Source organism: Pseudoalteromonas luteoviolacea (assembly GCF_001696455.1).
Taxonomy (GTDB): domain Bacteria; phylum Pseudomonadota; class Gammaproteobacteria; order Enterobacterales; family Alteromonadaceae; genus Pseudoalteromonas; species Pseudoalteromonas luteoviolacea_C.
Genome location: NZ_MAUJ01000001.1, coordinates 1,499,478 through 1,519,896 on the forward strand (window position 1 = coordinate 1,499,478; position 20,419 = coordinate 1,519,896).

The window sequence follows — 20,419 nt, forward strand, 5'->3', positions numbered from 1 at the left end:
CTTCCCTACCCACAAGCGGAGTACCTTCATTGAGAACCTTACGTTTGATCCGCCATGCAAAGTCTAGCTGGAAAGACCCTTCCCTTAGCGACCTAGAAAGGCCTCTCAAGAACAAGGGGGTAAAACGTGCTTCACAGCTTGCGCAGAGACTCCATTCGCTGCCCGACACGGTGTTTTTTAGTAGCCCAGCAAAACGCGCTCTGGACACAGCCAAAATCATTCACCGAACTTGCACACCACAAAGTCCGCTCAATATATACTCTCCTCTGTATACATTTTGTGAGCATGAACTCCTCTTGGCTATTCAAAGCTTCGATGAACGAGCCCATGACTGCACAGACATTTGTGTTGTCGCTCACAACCCGGCTTTAACACTGCTAACAAACCATCTCTGCGCGACAAATTTTGAAAATATCAGTACTGCTGGTTATGTTGTCATTCAGAGCACTTCTGATTGTTGGGGCCAATTAAGTGCAACCAACTGCCAATATCAAGACCATCTGTTTATAAGGTAAGTTTACAGCGAACTTTATTTATATACCTTGCATCTGTATTATCGCAATGGTGTATTACCAACAACATAAGCTCTAAACATCAGGTAGATACGCATTGTATGAATTACACAGAGAAGGTCATTGATTATGAAAACGGCGATTGTCTTGGGGGCTACAGGGCTCATTGGAAAACATGTAATTGCCCAGCTCATACAATGCGATGACATCGAAAAGATCATTGCGATTACGCGTAGACCCATTGATTTTGGCAATAAAAAAGTCGTCAGTGCACAGGTTTGCTTTGACCAACTCACCGATTATAGCGATGTATTTAAAGGCGACCTGCTATTTTCTTGTTTAGGTACCACTAAAAAGCAGGCGGGTTCTATTTCAATGCAACGTACAGTGGATTTTGACTACCAACTTCAAGCTGCTCAAATTGCAGCTCGCAATAAAGTTCCACACTATTTTCTAGTATCTTCAAGCGGCGCAAATGCGCAAAGTCGCAACCCATATTTGAAAATGAAAGGGCAGCTCGAAGATGAAATCAGCAAACTCGGTTTTGCTAAGATCTGCATTGTTCAACCCTCACTGCTATTGGGTAAGCGCGATCATTTCCGCCTCGCAGAAACCCTTGGAGCCTGCATTCTCCCAATTGTGTGCAAAATACCAGGCCTACATAAGTTCAGACCAATTTTTGGAGAACAGGTCGCTATAAAAATGGTCAAGATCAGTCAATCACAAACCTATGGTAAAAAGACCTTTAAATTAGACGAGCTTTTTTAGCCTCTACCTAGGGGCATAAGCGCTGATTCACCCTCGCGCATCCAAAGTGCTAAGTAACCTAAGCAGAAACACATAATACAATGAAAATAAGAGCACTGACTAACCACGATTGGCCCGTAATTTTCGACATCTACGCTAAATCCAAGCTCGATGAGCTTCAAAATGAATCACAAGATTTTATGCTCGTTCCACTAGAACACGATACTCAGCGACTAACCGAACTAGAAGAGTCAGACGTTTACATCTGCGAACATGGCAAAGTCATGGGTTTTGGGGCAATTTTCAAGAATGAAATTCGTGCTTTATTTGTCCACCCGAACTACCGAGGTTGCGGTGTGGGACAAACCCTTCTTGAAAAACTACAAAGCGTGGGACAGCGCACTATCAGTCTGAATGTTGCCAACTCAAACTCGACGGCGATAAACTTGTATGTTAAGAACGGTTTTCGCTTCGAAAAGGAATTTACCGCAAACTATCATGGTATACCTGTTAAAGCTAGCACAATGACAAAGCGCTTGAGCTAGCACTTTCCCCGCTATTTCGCGGGGCTAAAATCTTTAACGTAACCCGCACATGTACACTGAACTTCCCTTCCTTTGACCTTAATACGCCAATTGAGTTTGGTATCAGATGCCAAAGTATCTGCATTGAATCGGTGGGTTTGATTTCTTAAACATGCATTAAACTCTTGCTGTGAGTAGGCTTGAGAGTCCTTTAAAGTGGGATAGCCAGACTCTACACACGCTCCGACAACGTATTTTGACGCATTGAGCATCAGACTACTTACCTGTGAATCATCAAGCTTATTCGCTGGTTGCTCTGAGATATGCTGCTCATTTTGATTGCCGCCGCACGCCACCAAGGGCACAAAGCTCAATGCAATGAGATAGAAACAAATTGAAGTAATGGGTTTGCCTTTCATACGTTTTACTCGCTCCTTGTGACTGATTCAAGCTTAGAGCAAATAGATAAAGTTGCCTTTAAATCTATTCATCTAAGTTAACTTGTACCGAATAAAATACTATTTATCATGTAAATCATTCGATTCACTCCAACTGTTGCTTACGGTATACTAGTACCCAAACCCATCAGTAATGCCAATACTAACATTCATTTAGAGAGTAGCATGACCAGTAACGCCTCAAAAAATACCCTTATTCAAGAGTTAAAATCTATCGTTGGAAATAGCTTTGTACTTACTGACGAAACCAAAAAACAACCCTATACAAAAGGGTTTAGATTTGGCTCGGGAGAGGCACTCGCGGTCATTAGACCTGCTACCCTGTTCGAAATATGGCAGGCGCTTGAAGCATGCGTTGCTGCGGATGTTATCGTCATCATGCAGGCAGCTAATACTGGTTTAACTGGTGGTTCAACACCTGATGGTAAAGACTATGACCGCCCGATTGTGATCATCAGTACCATGCGCATTGATGATATTCAGCTAATTGATAATGCTAAGCAAATTGTTGGCCTAGCTGGCAGCACGTTATTCGGCCTTGAGGATACACTTGCGCCACATGGTCGTGAGCCTCATTCTGTGATCGGTTCATCCTGTATTGGCGCTTCAATCGTTGGGGGCATTTGCAATAACTCAGGTGGCGCACTGGTTCAACGTGGGCCTGCGTACACAGAGATGTCTTTATTTGCGCAAATAGACGAGCAAGGCAATTTGTCTTTGGTCAATAATCTCGGTATCAATCTAGGTGACTCGCCGAAAGAGATCCTGACCAATCTACAAAACAAAAACTACACCGATGCTGACGTGCACTTTCCTGAGCTCAGAGCGTCTGACGATGAGTATCACGAACGTGTACGCGACGTCGATGCCGATACCCCTTCTCGCTTCAATAATGATGGCCGCAGACTGTATGAATCTTCGGGCTGTGCCGGTAAATTAGCGGTATTTGCCGTACGAATTGACACCTACCCTGTGCCTGAGAAGCATCAAGTCTTTTATGTTGGCACCAATGATCCGGCTGTTCTAGCTAAAATTAGACGGGATATTTTATCAAAGTTCGAAAACTTACCTGTATCAGGCGAGTACCTACATAGAGATTGCTATGACGCCTCTAAAAAATACGGTAAAGATACTTTCCTTGTGATCGATAAGCTGGGCTCAAAATACATTCCGAAAATGTTCGCGATGAAGCGAACTGTCGATCGTATCGCTGAAAACTTTAAGTTTTTACCCAATAAGTTTTCCGATCGCATCATGCAGTATTTAAGCTGTTTGTGGCCAAACCACCTGCCAAAGCGCATGGAGGAATACAGAGATCACTATGAACACCACTGGATTGTTGAAATGAGCAATGCAGGTGTAGCTGAAGCTAAAACCTATTTTGACGAATTTTTCAAAAGCCATGACGGCAGCTATTTCGAATGTACTGAAGACGAAGGTGAGAAGGCAATTTTACACCGTTTTGTAGCTGGTGGCGCTATCGGCCGCATGCAAACCATGAATAGCAAAGAAATGGGGGCAATCATGACCATTGATGTGGCTTTCCCTCGTAACGAGCAAGATTGGTTTGAACAACTTCCGCCAGAAATTGATAACCAAATAGCCGTTAAACTTTATTACGGTCACCTATTTTGCCACGTGATGCATCAAAACTACATCATGAAGCCTGGTGTTGATGCTAAAGCAGTGAAGAGCAAAATTCTTAAAACGTTTGACGAACGCGGTGCTGAATACCCTGCAGAACATAATGTTGGACATGAATATTTTGCAAAAGATGCGCTTAAATCGTTTTATAAAGAATTAGACCCTACCAACTCATTTAACCCAGGTATTGGTAAAACAAGTAAATGCAAGCATTGGCACTAACCCGCTGATTAATTGCTTTATTGTGTCTTATCGCTCATGGTTTACTGAGTGATAAGACACAGTTGGCTGTTGGTGCCATTTTCGAGTTAAAACCCCAATTATTCGCGACAAATAAAAATTTTTATATAATCTATTTGAAACATTTTTGATACACTATAACACTATTAAAAATATTCAAGTGTTGTAATACCTATGAACTATCCTTTCAAAGCAAGTGCTGTCGCACTTTGCGCTCTGCTTACCTCTGCCTGTAATGCCACAAATCCAAGTAACGAGCACACACAAACTAAAAGTAATTTGCGCGTTGTCACTTGGAATATTGAACATTTAGCGGCTGATAATACCGCAGGCTGTAGACCAAGAACTGAAAAGGAGCTAGCCGAGTTACAATCTTACGCCAAATCACTAAATGCAGATGTAATTGCATTTCAAGAAGTTGGTTCAGTGAAAGCGCTTGAAACCGTATTAGATCCACAAAAGTGGCAACTAATTATTTCTAACCGTGCTGATAGCCCTAGCTATACGTGTCGTGGCAATGGTTTAACTTCCACTCAGCAAAAAGTGGCCTTTGCCGTTAAGAAAAACCTGCCTGTTGAAAAAGTTGTACAGCATAAACAGTTTTCAGATTTAAAGATGGGCTTGAGAAGTGCACTTGAAGTTCAGCTTAATTATCATGGCGAAACACTGAGCCTGCTCAATGTACATCTAAAGAGTGGCTGTTTCGTGGATGATTATCGCCGCTCAGACAAAGATTCGTGTAAGCTCTTAGCAAAACAAGTCCCATTGTTAGACAAGTGGGTTGAAGACAAAAGTAACGCCAAGGCACCATTTATTGTGCTCGGTGATTTTAACCATAGGCTTTCAGCACCATATAACCGCTTCAGCCGTGACCTTAACCATCCGAATGGTTTGGCTGATAAAGCGCCTAACGACGTGACAAAATCAACATTATTTAATGCAAACTTAATGCTGACGGGCTGCCACCCATACTATCCAGCTCCCATTGACCATGTCTTAGTTTCTAAAACCTTAAAATCAGACTATGTACAAAATAGTGCTCAATTCCACTACTTTGATAACATGGAACCAAAGAAAATGCTGAGCGACCACTGCGCACTCAGTATTGACTTAAAATAAGCGCAAGTAGCACCTAGCCATACACTCTATTTTGTAAAGCTAGGTGCCATCAAATCTTACTTTTCCAACTGTTTAATCACATCTACAACCGCTTTAAACAAGCGTTTGTTTGCCAGCCCAATGCTCTGATTTACGATCGAGCCATAAGCGCCAAATCGAGCAACGACCAGCTGCTTTGAAGGAATAATAACAACATATTGACCACGATGACCTCGTAATGACACCGTGTCTTGTGGCAAAGATGGTAACCAAATGCCAAGGTCATTTAACCATAATTGACCGCCATAATGATCAACCACACCCGCTCCCATCATCACCTCATTTATCCATTCTTGAGAGACGATTTGTTTGCCATTCCACTTACCTTGTTGAATGAACAGCTGCCCTACTTTTAACCAGTCATGAACACTCAAGAACATTCTCGCGCCACCACGCAGGTTTCCAGCCTCATCAAACTCAGCTATTGCGTTGTTTATCCCAAGAGGCGCAAACAGATGGGACTGATATAAATCATTCAATGATTGAATATCACCACCAGCGGCCTCTTTTACGACATCACTCAGTAACTGAGTTGTGCCTGTTGCATACTCAAACTTAGTCCCTGGTGTGTAGTCTGTAGGGAGTTTTGATACATAGTTTACTGAATCTCCCGTGTGATACCACATAGGAGCAAGGTCCTCATAACCGTGTATGTCTGGTGTTTCCGCCCATTTCACACCTGAACTCATATTAAGTAAGTTTTTAACAGACATTGAATGTTCGCCAAAGCTAACTTGCTGGTCTAACGTCAACTTCCCTTGTCGCTCCAAAACCCCAGTCAGTAACCCCGTCAAAGTCTTTGCCATCGACCAGCTCAACATTCGGGTATTGCCTGAGTGATGGGCGTCATACTGCTCAGCGACAAGCTTTCCTTGGTGCATTACGGCAACGGCAAATGTATTGTCACTCCACGTATAGTCGAGGTGATTTTTGGCAAAAAACTTATCTAAAGAAACGTCATGACGAATGGCTTTTTGCAATGGTGTACTCGGTTGCTCTTTTGGTAATCGTAAGTCTTGCGTTTGAGCATGCAATTGTGAAGGCGTCAACTCATGGAGTAAGGTACATCCAAGGCCCTGTCTAAATACCGAGGTGCGGGAGAGATCCTGACCATCGACTTCAGCGGTTATCGAAATATGCTTTTTGGTGGGATCAATATCGAGACTGTAAGTACTGGGCAATGCACCCAGTGCCTCCGGTATGACCCGTTGCTTTATAAAGTCTATAGGCTCATCTGATATAAAATGCCGAGAACATAATTGGTTTGCGCTGTATCCTAACAAGACATTAGGGTCTGTATTACAGCCACTCAGTGTTAAAGTAGATGCAATACAACTCAATGCCAATACTGTGTTTTTCATATTTATTCCTTTTGTTATTGTCGAATTTTATGACGAATAACTAAACAATAAATACAAGAAAACCTATCTCGAAAACTAGCTCAGCACAGCCTTTTTCTGCACTGATAGTGTTTCGTTTTTCTTCGCGCTATACAGCACTAAGCACGCACCTAATATAAAGTTAGATAAGGTCAAGCCCCAAACGATCCCATGAAAGCCAGCCACCGCGGCACCGATATATGCACTTGGTACAGAGAGTACAAAGAGTCTCACAATACTGAAATTAAGCGCCACTCCACTGCGACCTATCGCATTACAACAACTGATATAGAGCATCACCGCAGCAAGCGCAATGTATGAGATAGGCAACACTGAAACCGCAAAGTTTATCGCATTTTTCACCTCTGATTGTTTACAAAAACCAACGCTGAGCATATCTGCCCCTAAGAATAGCAACGTAGCAATAACAAGCTGCCACGCAACACATGCAACGACAGCCAGTTTCATCCCTCTTCTTACTCTCAGTGCTTTCTTTGCCTCCCAGTTTTGACCAACAAATATAGGAAGTGAAGTCGTTAAAACCATTGGCAACAGCAAGGCAATTGGCTCCAATCGCATCACTACCCCGTATGCAGCTACGGCATCACTACCTTGGGTAGACACGATCCCCATTAACAATGACTGGGCGATAGGGGTAAGTAATTGCATTGCAACTACCGGCAGCAGCAAACGAATCAAACAGCGGAACGCTTGGCGACTTTGTTGTGACAGTAAATTTACTTTTACTGAAATATTTTCTTTGACGATGAGTAAATACAGGGCATAAACACAACCGATACACGCAGCTATTAGGTGAGCAATACCTAACTTTTCTAGCCCATTGAGCGACACACTATGTGCAACGGGAGAAAACAGCAAAGCACTGATAGAAGTTTGAGCAACAGAAAACGTGACAAGCAGCCAAGCAGCTGCACGCATATTGCCAAATGCGCGTAACACACCAAAAACCACCATAATGATGAAAAACAGCACCACTGCGCTCAAACGATACTGCATATATGTTTTTAATGTCGGCCAGACCTTCATCTGTTGCACAGAAGTTTCGTCAAACCCCAATAGATTCAGTATTGGTAGCAAATTCAACCAGAGAATTAAAGCTAATAAAGCACCAACAATCGCTGTAAAAATCAAGCTTACCGCAGCGAGTTCTTCTACCTTACGCGCTTGAGTCAATCGAGTTGCAACCACAATTCCCAACCCAATTGCAAACGCGAATAAGGTAGCTTGTATCGGCAGTGTGAAACTCATGGCCGTTAGCTGTTCCACCCCCAAGCGAGATGCAAAATAAAGCTCAATTAAGTCAGCGCCAAATAAAGCCATAATTGCAAATAGCATGGGCGCGGTGAGCTGACCTAACACCGCGCTTGTGGACCCAGTTAAAATCCAGCGTTTACGCACTGCTCGTGCACGTTGCTTTTGGCATGTTACATTTGAAGAAACGGCATCATCTGAAGTTTGGTATTTTGTACTTGTCATATTGCGTGGTTTACTCCTTGGTGTTAAACCATTTTATTGTTATTCCAAGCATGTTCTATAAAGCACAGACCCGTGTTCTATAAAAGAGTTCCATCGGTATTTTATGTACTCGACCAATCCCCGAGTAAACAAGATAAGCCACAAATTACACTTAATTAGTAAGCAAATGTGAATGCGATAAATATGCTGATTTTATGTACAAATTCATTATTTAAAATTCAGCCAAAGTAACGACTTTCAAGAAGCCCGTAAAGCCGTCATAATTACCTCTGATACGTAGCAAAGTAAGTAATTCATATGGGTCAAAAATCGACCGAAAAACAGGTAAATGTTGCCTCACCTTGTATTCGAAATTGTTGCTTAGACGATAAGGATATATGTGTGGGTTGCCTTCGCCATATCGATGAAATCGTTGGATGGGGCAGCAAAAGTCCGCAAGAGAAGTTAGATATTCTGGCTAAATGCGAGTCCAGAAAACAAACCAAACAGAAATAAAGGGGCATACCAAAACTTTACCTCTTTACTCATAGCTCTACCCGCTCTCAATCTTTAAAAAAACCTACTCTACACTCAATAACCCTTAAGGATATCAATGAAAAAGTCTAAATTATCACTCGGTATAACTTTGGCCCTTTGCCTCTCAAGTACTCAAGCTTTTAGCCAAGAATTAGTGAGCGATGGCCAGTTCAGTGCACCTAGCTTGCAAGAAGCACAAACAAGTTCAGAATCTACACATTGGCAAGTATCCTCCATCGACGATGCGGGTATATTTAACCCTACTTCATCTCAATATCTCTCACATGACACTATTAACAATATTGGATTTGTAAATGCCGGTGCCAAGCTGAGCCAAAGTTTACATACAGCACTTGATATGCAGAGCACATATACAATTTCTGCCAAAGTGGGTTGGCGAAATGACAGCGATGCCTACAATTTAAAATTGGTTTTAGGGTTAATGGCCAATTCATAGATTTAACCCCAAGTGTGCAATTGGTGCAGGGCGAATTGCAGGCGATTTCGGTCACATTCACTCCAGACAACTCTCATCAAACCTTGATTGACTCTGCACAACCCATCTTCATCGAATTGATAAACTCGGACTCGCAAATAAGCATCATCGATTTTGATGATGTCTCCGTGGTTGTCGCGCCTAAAACACTTGATACTGATGGTGACGGCATGCCTGACGCTTGGGAAATTTTACATGGTTTAAATCCATCGGATCCAAGTGACGCAAACGCAGACTTAGATGGCGACCTAGCAACCAATCTATCTGAGTATTTGAATAATACCAACCCTACCGATAGTACGAGTTTGCCTAGTGCATTTAGCCAAACATTAAACGGCAATACACAAGTGAATGGGGCTTTGCGCCTTGCGCCACAGTCTGGCTCACCAGTGCTTTGTGACACAGCACATGAGGGCTCGATGTACTACAACAGTGTAGAAAAACAGGTATTCGTTTGCGATGGCACCATGTGGAATGAGTTTAAAGGTCTGCAAGGTGAAGCCGGCGTTCAGGGTGCACAAGGCCCTCAAGGTATCCCTGGCTTGCAAGGCCTTCAAGGGGAAATGGGGGCGACTGGTGCCACCGGCGCTATTGGGCCACAGGGTGATAGAGGGCCTATTGGTCCTCAAGGACCACAGGGTATTCAAGGCTTACCGGGCACCACGCATTGGCAAGATGGAGTTGGAAAAGTTACAACCAATGTCAGTGTTGGTGTTGGCACTGTTACACCCTCTGCGGCTTTAGAAGTTATCGGTAATGCTATTGCTAATACCCCAATTCAGCCAAATCATTTAGTCACTAAGGGGTACGCTGATTCAGCAGATAGAATTCTTATGGCCAAGTATGATGAGCTATTAGCCATGCTTAATGTATTAAACAAAGAAGTGTTCCCAAGCGATGGGTCAAGCTGTACCAATGTACTCGCATCTAACCCATCTGCACAAAGTGGTATCTATTTGATTGACGCAGACGGCCCAGGTGGTGAGAAAGGTGTGTATTATTATTGTGATATGCTAGACCCGAGTGCATCACGCAAAGCCGTTTTTGGGCAAGAAACTGGGCCTAACAAAAACATCGCTCTGGTCTACACTAACTCTTTACAACCTGCAAGCTATTCAGCAAGCGCCACCGTTTCGGGCTTTACCCCAGCAGGCGCGTTTGATGGGCACCTTTATTACACAGCCCCTGATAGAAAAATAAATCTGGATGCGGGTGATTATATCTCTCATGGTATTTGGCTTGGGCCTGCCAACAACAATGAATGGTTACAAGTTGCATTTGCCAAAAAGGCCGTGATCACCGCGTTTAGTACCCAAGTCGCAATGCACGATGCTGATTTTGCCCCAAGAACGCCTAAAGAGGCGATATTGCAAGTATCGGATGATGGCATAAACTTTGTTGACCACGAACACTTAACGATGGAAAAAGGAAAGGCGCTAGTTACACTTCAACGCCCAGCTGCAGGCTCCTACTTTAGGCTGTTAGTGCAATCAACTCACGGCTCTTCAAGCCGAACCCAAATTGACGAAATGGAATACTACGGGTTTTTCATCGATGAATTTGGCTTAGATCCTAACACTGCGCAAGGCACAAACTGTCGAGACATTCAGCAGAAAAACTCGGGGGCCGCATCAGGGTATTACAAGATAGACCCTGATGGCGCAGATGGCGTCACACCTTTTACCGTTTACTGTGATATGGACACATTAGGGGGAGGCTGGACTTTGTTTGCCAACCATGCCGATGGACTTGAAAGGAAGATTGAGAAAGATCCGGTAAAGGTTGACCAATATGGTGTTTTGGCTTCTGATCGTTGGCAAGCCCTAAGAGCAACAATGACCGAGGGACTCATGTTTATCGATGAGAACCAAAAGGTATCTATGATCTCGGCTTATAATGTCACTAACCCAACAGGTGTCGGTTGCCAAAGCCTGCTTGACGCCACAGCAGCAAACCTCACAGCGACATTCAATAATACAGCGCACATGGAAGGATTAAATATATTCCGTTCAGAACCAACCGGTGTTGCATGTAACTACGTTGACTCGGGTACCTTCACCATGGCGCAACTGGCAGATAATACCGGTTACTACCAATACCATATCGCGGGCGCCGCAGTGTTCAACGGAAATCCAGAAAGGCCGTTCTCAGTTTGGCCATACAATACAATTTACGCATATACCGAACAGGATGAATTGAAGTACTTCATCAAGTAACCTAAAAAGCGGTGCAGTAGCACCGCTCTTTACAACCTCACTATTGATTTAAAACACCGGGTCTAAAACTAGCAGCTTTATTAGGGTCACCTTTTCCATCATACACAGCCTGAATCGGGTAAGGAAATACTGGCTGCGCTCGGATCACCTCACCTTGAGCATTTTCCTTCTGAGTGAGCAGGCTATCAGGGGCAACCCCACCAATCACCCACTCTTCCAAGGCCTTCATTGCGTCAAATGTAGCGTTCCCGGGGCCATCTACGCCGCAATGTATCACACCGGGCAATAAAAACAGTCGGCTGAAATCACGCACTTCCTGTTTGTGGCTAGCCATGAAGTCATCGACTCTTTCATACCAATCTATGGTCGCATAGGCGGGGATCGCAGCATCCGCCCAGCCGTGTAATACCAGCATTTTTCCACCTCGATTTTTAAATGCACGTAAATCGGGGTCGTCAGCATCTATCATTTTGCTAATTTCAGCGAGCCTATCCGCCTCATCTTCATAGGAGAAGTCTCGCCAATTATAATCCACATGCAGTGCTTCAGGATAAGCTATGTATTTCAAATATTCTGTTGCCGCATAATAGTGAAATGGTTTGAGTTGTGCCAATTGAGGGGCAACCCATCCCATCCATTCTACTTCTGATCCATAAGGTAAACCGCCATAAATGACCTCTCCGTTTGAATTTCGAGAAGGCTCATAGAGCGCTTTTGCAGCGTCGACCTGTTGCTGTGAAAAACAATTTTGTACTTGCCCAGCCTCACAGGCTAAAGTTTGAGGGTCAAAATCACATAGTCTCGGGTCACTAATCACTCCATCTTTTAAACCGTCATACGCATCGCAGCGTGCCATAACCGCTTTAGCGATTTTAGGCATGTCGCTTGGGGCAAAAACCGGCTCATCTCGCTCATCCAGTATTGCACGCGCGTTATCCATACAGTTGATTAAATTCACATTTGTATAATTAATCGTTGGTCCTCGGGCTATTACCCCATCAAAGTCATTGGGATACCGTTTGGCAGCCATCACACCTGCGTGGCCCCCTTTAGAGCAACCGGTAATAAATGAATACTGAGGCTGAGTATGATAGTACTTTTCTATAATTGCTTTAGCCGCCACAGCGACGACATGGTTGGCACGATAAGCAAAGTCAATTTTACCCTGCTCATTATTTCTCGCCCATTTGCCATCAAAGCCATAAGCGGTATGTCCGCCATCATGACTCATAGTTGCATAACGCCTTACTATGCCCGCCATGGGTGGGTAAGAACTGACATCGCCACAAAACCCCATGCATGCATTGAGTAAATACTTTTGGTTCCATTGCGCACGGGCTGGCAAGCGCAGTTCGAAACGAATTGTTGGTGTCACATACCCACGCACTAGGCAATGATCTGGTAAATGCGTTTGCGATTTAGGAATGGGTGCCCCCATCAACCTACTGTGTTTATAGGCCCACAGAGACTCAGTTTCGTTCATTTCATAACGTTTGACGAAACGTGATTCAATTACATTGGTTGCAGCTTCTCCATCTTCCAGTTTTGCAAAGTCATCAAAACGTAAAGCCATGCAAGCGCGCTCTTCCGGACTTATTTGCATTTCGGCAGTCGCTGCCACCACAGTGTGGGAAACAGTCAGACCACCTATAAAAGTTAGTAAACCAGCTGTTTGTTTTAGCGTATTAGATTTTACAGACATCCCATAAAGCTCCTTTCTAGGGTTATATGCAATTGATAACTATTATCGATTGCATATAAATTGTCTTGTATACATCATAGAAACTCAAGTGAATTAAATGAAAACTTAGACGTAAACCTAGGATGAATTCATTGACAACGAAGATTTAATGGCTCGGTCTGAGTGCACATAGGGCGAGCAGAAAATAGCGTTTTTCTAAAACTTAATCTATTGATAAATAGATAATTAATAATATAATTTTGATCATAAGGCCCCTTAGGGCCTAATACTGACCAAAAGACTTATTTCTTTACTAACGCAAGTAAAGTTAGGCTGCCATCGTTATCACGACAACGTCTATCGCCTTCGTCTGACTGAACAACCAATGTGTAGTAAATGCCTTTACGGCCATCGCTTTCAGCTTTCAGTGCTTGGCCCAATAAGTAGTCTTGCTGGATTTTTGCTGAGTCCTGATAAACACCGTATACATTCTTAAATTCAATGACATACTGATAACCGTTATATCTAACGTCGTCAACTAGCCCATCACATGTGAAAATAGTATTTGCAGAAGCAGAAAGTGAAGCGAAACCAGAAGCCAACAAAGCACCTAACAGTAATTTTTTCATTGCTATATTTCCTTTTATTTTATGAAATGTCGATTACCTTGTAATCAATCAGTTTCCATTTTGGGTGTGAATTGTGTCACTATCATGTTGAACTTTAACTCTAAAAGAGTGATTTTTGCGGGCACTTTGTGTTGCTAGGTAGCAACGTATACAATTCAGTGTGTACTGATTGATTCAGGCCAATCCAATAAAAAGCAATGAAGATGAAAGACGGTGGTGTGAAAAGGAACTGACTAAAATATGGGCACACAACAAACATGCGCCCCTTCCATTTATTAGTTATTAATTTGACAGCTAATCAATAAGTTTTTCAAGTTTGATAAAGAAGTCATTAAACGTTGCAGACATATCTTCAGAGTGCTCTTGCACTTGCTGTAAATCATCTTTAGCACTATCAAGCGTATCTCTTAACTGCTGCTCTTGTGAATCACTCAAACCAAAATCTACGATCGACTCTTCGACTTCAAAAATGAGCCCTTCAACTAACTCTTGGCATGATTGGCTGTAATTCTTAAACACTGACTCAATGTCTTCTAAATCTTTGCTCGCAACTTGGCTTAATTCTCTTAGGCCTTTATTTTTGGCTTGAATGGCCTGAATATTGGTTTGTAAGCTCCTAAGTCGGGCGTCTGCTCCCCTGACAATCAAAGCCAAAATATCATTAAACCGGCCATACTTTTCATCGTCTTCAATCGGCATATTTTTCACAAGTAGTGAGCAGTAACAGCTATTAAAAAAGCTGCGCTTCTCGATGTTAATGACCGTTTTACTCTCTCGCCCTTTTTTAAGCAGTTCGCTTTCGAGCGGGTTAATGGCGCCAAAGTTACAAAAATCTCTAAACTCGCCAAGTAAGCCAATTTGAACCGAGGCATTTAAATCTAAATTAGTGCAAGTTTCTAAAATGGCACTAGATAAATCTGACAGCGTATTACACTGATATGACTTTTCGATAAACTCCAAACATTGTCCCAATTCACTGCAACTCGTTATTGCGGTCATAGTGACTTCTTCAGCGGTCTCGCAGTTTACTTTCAAAGTGTCAATTTCACTGCTGTATTTTACCAGCCGCTCTATTCGAAAGCTTAATTCGTCAGCATCGAAAGGCTTCGTAATATAATCATCCCCACCTGCCTTAAAACCTTCTAATTTATCTTCTATACAGTCTTTAGAAGAGACAAATAATACGGGTGTATCTGCGTTGGTAGGCTTGTTTCGTATTGCTTTACACACTTCATAACCATTCATTCCAGGCATCACAACATCAAGCAGCACAGCATCATATTTTCGCTCATCGAACAGCGCTAACGCTTCGTCTCCATTAAATGCCGAAAAGTACTCATGTTCATCACCTAACATCGTTTTAGCAATATCATGATTCACTTCATCGTCGTCAACCAGTAAAACAGTGTATTTCATACCACCCCCAATTAGATGCTAGTCTCGATATTGTTGGGAAATATCAAAAAACAAATCCTCTTTTTGCAAAAACTCGTCGAGCAATTCTGGGTCAAAGTGTGTCCCACGCCCCTCTCTCATAATTGCAATTGCTTTATCGTGCTCCATTGCATCCTTGTATACCCGCTTGCTGATCAACGCGTCATAAACGTCCGCTATGGCCATTAAGCGAGCACTAAGCGGGATTTCATCCCCCTTCAATCCCATTGGATAACCCGAACCGTCCCACTTCTCATGGTGGTAATGGGAGATTTCTTTTGCTGTTTGTAAAAAACTGTCGGTTTGACCAAGCGCCGATTCCGCAGTTTCTATTGCATTGCGGCCAAACACGGTGTGGTTTTTCATTATTTCAAACTCATCAGCGGTTAAACGCCCTGGTTTGAGTAAAACATTATCAGGAATACCCACTTTGCCAATGTCATGCAAAGGGGCTGATTTATAAAAGTTGTTGATTGTTTCTGAGGTAAGCACTTCTTTATACTTGTCTTTTTCACTAATGATGGTCGCAAGTAGCTTGACGTATAACTGAGTTCGACGAATATGATTACCCGTTTCTTGATCTCGAGTTTCGGCCAAACTTGCCATCGCCTGAATAGTAACGTCTTGTAACCTAGACATTTGTTCGGTGCGTTTTTGAACTTCCTCTTCTAAATAATCGTTTTTGTTTTTAAGGATATCTTTGGATTCTTTGTTTAAAAGGTGAGTATTCAACCTAGCGAGCAAGATCGGAGGGCTAATGGGCTTGTTAATATAGTCACACGCCCCCAGTAAAAAGCCTTTTTCTTCGTCTTCAACGCTGGTTTTCGCAGTCAGGAAAATAACCGGTATTTCGCTATAAACCTCATGTGATTTCAAATATTTAATTACTTCATAGCCATTCATATTAGGCATAACAACATCAAGCAAAATAATATCGACATTGTTTTTGGCGACGACTGAAATTGCAGCTTCGCCACTTTTTACTGCCAGCACACGGTATTTATCCTTAATGATCTCCGTCATGAAAGCTAAATTCTCTTTAACGTCATCAACCACTAGCACTGTTTTTTGCTGTTCCATAGTCCCTTCTATTGATTTGTTGGACAATTGTTCACCACACACAAAAATATAGGTCTATTATTAGTGAAACGCCAAGATTGGACCGGATCCGATGAAAAGTTTAAGAATCAGCTTTTTTATCACATTCTCAATCATGCTCCTCGTCAGCATCGGGATAGGGCTGATGTCTTACTATGTGAAAACCGAAGTAAGCGCGCTATCTGCAAAACAAACCCAATTATTTAAGCTCACTGAACTGGCCCATGAGCTGAAACTCAGTTCGGATAATCTAACCAACTTTGCAAGGGCTTATGCTGTAACGGGGAACGATAAATGGCAGCAGTTATTTAGTTACACTCTGCTTGTCCGCGATGGCAAAGTGATCGCCGAAAATGCTAATACCTATGATTACTGGGATAGCTTGGCTGCGCCCCACTCCAGCTTGCCGCAATATGAAAGAATTACAGATGGCCACAACATTATTGAGCGCTTTCAACAGCTCGGCGCGCAAGACTTTGAACTGTTACAAATGCAAAATGCGCTTTCAACCTCAAACTCTCTTGTAAGCCTCGAAAGGCGTGCTTTTAATGCAATTGAAGGGATCCACAAAGATGAATATGGAAACTGGGTAAAAGATGCAGACCCAGACCTTGTAAGTGCGCAAAAAATTCTTTTCAGCGACAACTACTTAGTTGAAAAGTCGAAGATCATGTCTGCAATTGGCGAGGCGCATAGAGCCATTGAATCACGCCTCACAACTGAGCTAGAAAACCATCAATCGAGTTTAAGTAATGCTTACTTTCTGAGAAACATTTTTAATTTAGTGCTGTTGGTTAATATTGCTCTGTCGTTTTATTTACTTTGGCGGCTTTACATTAACCCCGTGGCGTCAATTCAAAAACAAGTCGTTAGTAATGTTGAGCAAGGTAACTACAACTTCACCTTAGATGAATCTGTCAAGGGCGACCTCTCAGACCTATCCAAATCCATGAATAAGTTACTAGGTGACTTGTCAGAGCAATTAGAATTTAACACGATTATGAAGGACTTTGGCCTTGCTCTTCGAGGCAAAAAGAACCCCCACGAACTTGGTGAAGAGTTGCTACAATTTTTAGAACAACGCCTTTCTGTGCCATTACTGGGACTTTATGTCTTTGAAGAACAAAAAGTGCTAAATCGCGTGGCTGGAACTGGCTATAGCTGCAATTCTGCAAAAACTTACAGCAATTACGACTCTATCCACTTTCATGTGCTGAGTACACAAAAGCCCTACTCTATGAAGTTTGAGAAAGATCAGTACGCCATTGAGCTCAACGGCGAAAAGCTATCAATTTGCGAGCTCTATTACTTTCCTCTGGTGGTGAGCAATGACAGCATTGGCTTATTAGAGCTGGGCAGCTTAGTTGCTTTGACAGATCAAGACTATAAATGGATTAAGTCTGTCATTAACGACTTAGCAGTCAGCCTGCAACTCACACAAAATATTGACCTGCAATCCAAAGCAGAAAAACGCATTGTAGAACAATTAGAACTCAATAAAAAAATTCTCGATGCCATTCCAAGCCCGATGTACTACAAAAACAGTGATGGCAAATATTTAGGAGTAAACAGTGTTTTTCACCAGTATTTTGGGACATTTGATGCGGACGTGTTAGACGCGACCGCAGAAGATATTTTCAATTATGAAATCGCCCAAGTATTTGAGCAATCGCATCAAGATTTACTCACGGGTAATTCAAACCAGCACTATGAAATCACCATAAATAATTCCGAAAATACACCGCGCAACTTTATTGTCTATGAGGCCGTGTTTACTAACGCTGAAAATGAGTTAGCAGGTGTCGTAGGCCTGTTATTAGACGTAACAGAGCGTAAGCAAATGGAGCTAGAGCTGCGACTCGCGAAAGACAAAGCCGACGAGATGAGTACCGCAAAAGGCGAATTTTTGGCAAACATGAGCCACGAAATCCGCACGCCCATGAATGCAATCATTGGTATGAGTCATTTGGCTTTGAGAACGGAGCTGACTGAACAACAATCTGGTTACGTCAACAAGATTGACCAAGCAGCCAAGAGTTTACTTGGGATAATCAACGATATTTTAGACTTTTCAAAAATTGAGTCGGGAAAACTAGAAGTAGAGCAAATTGATTTCTCACTACAAGAAGTGCTTGATAACGTGGTCAACATCAATGTGATACGCATGCAAGAGAAAGGTCTTGAAATGCTGCTGGATATCGCGCCGGATGTACCGATAAGTCTAATAGGTGACCCTCTTAGGTTAGGTCAGGTACTAATTAACTTGTGCGGCAACGCCATTAAGTTTACAGAGCAAGGAGAAATAACGATATCCGTAACCACGGTGGAGCAACAAGAAAATACAGCAACATTAAAATTCAGCGTGAAAGACACCGGTATTGGCATGTCACAAGCGCAGCAAGATAAGCTGTTTCAAGCGTTTTCTCAAGCCGATGGGTCAATTACCAGAAAGTACGGTGGTACTGGGCTCGGTTTGAGTATTTCGAAGAAGCTTGTAGAGCTTATGGATGGCAGTATTGGGGTCAATAGCGAAGAGGGCAATGGCTCTGAGTTTTACTTCACTACGCGCTGTGGATTGCAGTCAGCCAAGCTGACCAACGTCATTTGTCCTGACAGCCAATTAACAGGGAAACGCGTTCTGGTCGTTGATGATAATGAGAGTGCGCGGTCTATTCTCACTAATTTACTCAAAGCCATGAAGTTTAACGTTACCTGTAGTGCCAGCGGTGCAGGTGCCGTTGAATTGGTGCAAGCAAGTAAATACGACATCATCTTTATGGACTGGAAAATGCCACATATGAGTGGTATTGATGCTATTAAGCACATCAAGTCACTCGAACTCGAAGAAGAGCCTAAATACATTTTAGTGACGGCCTATGGCACAGACATTGGCATGAACGCCGAGATCCATGATTTGATTGATGCAATTATTCTTAAACCGGTTAATGCATCCGTCTTGTTAGATGCAATTATGGAGTCATTCAAGCTCACACCGCAAACTTCTGGTGTCGCCTCAACGCACACGTCGCAATCAGAACAAATAGAGTTTAACCAACAAAAAGTGCTGTTGGTGGAAGACAACAGTACAAACCAAGAAATCGCCAATGAAATGCTTTGCTCATTAAACTTATCCGTTAAAATTGCGGACAATGGACAAATCGCTGTTGATATGGTCAATAATGAACAATTTGATATTGTACTAATGGATATTCAGATGCCCGTAATGGACGGCTACAGTGCAGCGAAAAACATAAGAAAAAACAACAAATTTGACTCTTTGCCGATCGTTGCCATGACCGCAAATGTGATGAAAGAAGATCTTGAAAAATGCGAACAAGCAGGTATGGATGGACACATAGGCAAGCCCATAAACTTTAATCAGATGGCGGAAACAATACAAGCACACTTGGCAACTGAACGTACAGCGCAGCCAAAACCCTCTATCACACCTTCAAAGCCTGTAAAAAGTCCCGAGCAAGCTGAGGTTACCAATCAAGCACCTAGCTTAAAGGGAGTCAATGTCGACTGTGCCATCAAGCGACTGGGTGGTAATGAAAAAGCATTTTGGAACATCATCAGAAAGTTTGCTAGAAATCAAATAGAAGAGACCATTAACTTAAGCCAAGCACTCGTAATCGGAGATTTAGAACATGCAGAGCGCATCGCTCACTCACTTAAAGGGGCAAGCGCAAATCTGTGTATTGATGAGCTATCAAAGCAGGCGTCGGATATTGAGTCTGCAATTTCAAAAGGTGAAAAAGTTCCCTCTGAAGACATCGAAGTAATGACTGAGTATTTGCGAGAATTGCATCAGGCATTATCTGAGTCACAACCGCAAGAAACACCAACACCAGAGCAATCAATATCGAATGTCGTGCCGTTAAACTTATCACGAGACGATTTTATAGAACTAGAGGAACTGCTTTTGAGTTGTGATACCCAGTCAGTTGAGAAAGTACAAGAACTTAAAGCAAAGCACAAAATAAGTGAAGAGACTTGCAATCAGCTTGTAGATCTAATCGAAGATTTTGAATTTGACCAAGCGAGAGATGTCATTTCACAACTGCTCAATCAATCTGCTTAGAGTTGGCCGTTAACATGCTCAACAAATTTTATTAATTTACATATACGCGGAGCCCTTAATTTGGGGCCTGTAGATTACTTGCATTGTACTTAGGCCCCGCCCTAAC

The 20,419-nt window shown here is 42.6% G+C and carries 16 protein-coding genes; 9 read left to right on the plus strand and 7 right to left on the minus strand.

Features of this window, described 5'->3' with window-relative positions:
* The first annotated feature begins 29 nt into the window (after positions 1 to 29).
* From A7985_RS25730 to A7985_RS06395, 3 genes are all read left to right on the plus strand, one after another.
* Positions 30 to 515, plus strand: coding sequence for a SixA phosphatase family protein (locus A7985_RS25730; RefSeq protein WP_176716692.1), 486 nt, complete (start codon positions 30 to 32; stop codon positions 513 to 515).
* 123 nt (positions 516 to 638) lie between these two features.
* Complete coding sequence (locus tag A7985_RS06390) at positions 639 to 1,280, plus strand: NAD(P)H-binding protein (RefSeq protein ID WP_065790047.1); 642 nt, start codon at positions 639 to 641, stop codon at positions 1,278 to 1,280.
* Positions 1,281 to 1,360: 80 nt separating this feature from the next.
* The gene (locus A7985_RS06395; RefSeq protein ID WP_065789583.1) at positions 1,361 to 1,804 is read left to right on the plus strand and encodes a GNAT family N-acetyltransferase; all 444 of its coding nucleotides are present in this window, start codon (positions 1,361 to 1,363) and stop codon (positions 1,802 to 1,804) included.
* Between the two features lie 11 nt (positions 1,805 to 1,815).
* On the opposite strand, the gene A7985_RS06400 is transcribed toward A7985_RS06395, so the two are convergent.
* Entirely contained in the window at positions 1,816 to 2,202 is a 387-nt protein-coding gene (locus A7985_RS06400; RefSeq protein WP_065789584.1) for a hypothetical protein, read from the minus strand.
* A gap of 204 nt (positions 2,203 to 2,406) precedes the next feature.
* On the opposite strand from A7985_RS06400, the gene dld reads away from it, so the two are divergent.
* Both dld and A7985_RS06410 read left to right on the plus strand, forming a co-directional pair.
* Entirely contained in the window at positions 2,407 to 4,107 is a 1,701-nt protein-coding gene (gene dld, locus A7985_RS06405; protein WP_065789585.1) for a D-lactate dehydrogenase, read from the plus strand.
* Positions 4,108 to 4,299: 192 nt separating this feature from the next.
* On the plus strand, positions 4,300 to 5,244 hold the full coding sequence (locus tag A7985_RS06410; protein ID WP_065789586.1) for an endonuclease/exonuclease/phosphatase family protein: 945 nt from the start codon (positions 4,300 to 4,302) through the stop codon (positions 5,242 to 5,244).
* A 56-nt stretch (positions 5,245 to 5,300) separates the two neighbouring features.
* Here the strand turns inward: A7985_RS06410 and A7985_RS06415 are convergent, their stop codons facing one another.
* Both A7985_RS06415 and A7985_RS06420 read right to left on the minus strand, forming a co-directional pair.
* Entirely contained in the window at positions 5,301 to 6,644 is a 1,344-nt protein-coding gene (locus tag A7985_RS06415; protein WP_065789587.1) for a serine hydrolase domain-containing protein, read from the minus strand.
* A 75-nt stretch (positions 6,645 to 6,719) separates the two neighbouring features.
* Positions 6,720 to 8,159, minus strand: coding sequence for an MATE family efflux transporter (locus A7985_RS06420; RefSeq protein ID WP_065789588.1), 1,440 nt, complete (start codon positions 8,157 to 8,159; stop codon positions 6,720 to 6,722).
* Between the two features lie 297 nt (positions 8,160 to 8,456).
* Between A7985_RS06420 and A7985_RS06425 the strand changes: the two genes are divergently transcribed.
* The 3 genes from A7985_RS06425 to A7985_RS27070 all read left to right on the plus strand — a co-directional run bounded on the left by A7985_RS06425 (position 8,457) and on the right by A7985_RS27070 (position 11,387).
* Positions 8,457 to 8,654: a DUF1289 domain-containing protein gene (locus tag A7985_RS06425; RefSeq protein WP_065789589.1), complete on the plus strand. Its 198-nt coding sequence runs from the start codon at positions 8,457 to 8,459 to the stop codon at positions 8,652 to 8,654.
* A gap of 97 nt (positions 8,655 to 8,751) precedes the next feature.
* Entirely contained in the window at positions 8,752 to 9,132 is a 381-nt protein-coding gene (locus A7985_RS06430; RefSeq protein WP_065789590.1) for a hypothetical protein, read from the plus strand.
* Positions 9,133 to 9,155: 23 nt separating this feature from the next.
* Positions 9,156 to 11,387, plus strand: coding sequence for a fibrinogen-like YCDxxxxGGGW domain-containing protein (locus tag A7985_RS27070; protein ID WP_141685273.1), 2,232 nt, complete (start codon positions 9,156 to 9,158; stop codon positions 11,385 to 11,387).
* 40 nt (positions 11,388 to 11,427) lie between these two features.
* Here A7985_RS27070 and A7985_RS06440 read toward each other — a convergent pair whose 3' ends face one another.
* The 4 genes from A7985_RS06440 to A7985_RS06455 form a co-directional block, all read right to left on the minus strand.
* Positions 11,428 to 13,089: a tannase/feruloyl esterase family alpha/beta hydrolase gene (locus A7985_RS06440; RefSeq protein WP_065789592.1), complete on the minus strand. Its 1,662-nt coding sequence runs from the start codon at positions 13,087 to 13,089 to the stop codon at positions 11,428 to 11,430.
* Positions 13,090 to 13,370: 281 nt separating this feature from the next.
* On the minus strand, positions 13,371 to 13,697 hold the full coding sequence (locus A7985_RS06445) for a hypothetical protein (RefSeq protein ID WP_063374099.1): 327 nt from the start codon (positions 13,695 to 13,697) through the stop codon (positions 13,371 to 13,373).
* 294 nt (positions 13,698 to 13,991) lie between these two features.
* The gene (locus A7985_RS06450; protein ID WP_065789593.1) at positions 13,992 to 15,113 is read right to left on the minus strand and encodes a response regulator; all 1,122 of its coding nucleotides are present in this window, start codon (positions 15,111 to 15,113) and stop codon (positions 13,992 to 13,994) included.
* Between the two features lie 18 nt (positions 15,114 to 15,131).
* Positions 15,132 to 16,211 (minus strand): HD-GYP domain-containing protein, encoded by a 1,080-nt coding sequence (locus A7985_RS06455; RefSeq protein ID WP_063374101.1) that lies wholly within the window; start codon positions 16,209 to 16,211, stop codon positions 15,132 to 15,134.
* A gap of 91 nt (positions 16,212 to 16,302) precedes the next feature.
* Here A7985_RS06455 and A7985_RS06460 point away from each other — a divergent pair, with 91 nt between their 5' ends.
* Positions 16,303 to 20,313 carry a PAS domain-containing hybrid sensor histidine kinase/response regulator gene (locus A7985_RS06460; protein WP_065789594.1) on the plus strand — a complete coding sequence of 1,337 codons (4,011 nt, stop codon included), beginning with the start codon at positions 16,303 to 16,305 and terminating at the stop codon, positions 20,311 to 20,313.
* Positions 20,314 to 20,419: the final 106 nt, after the last annotated feature.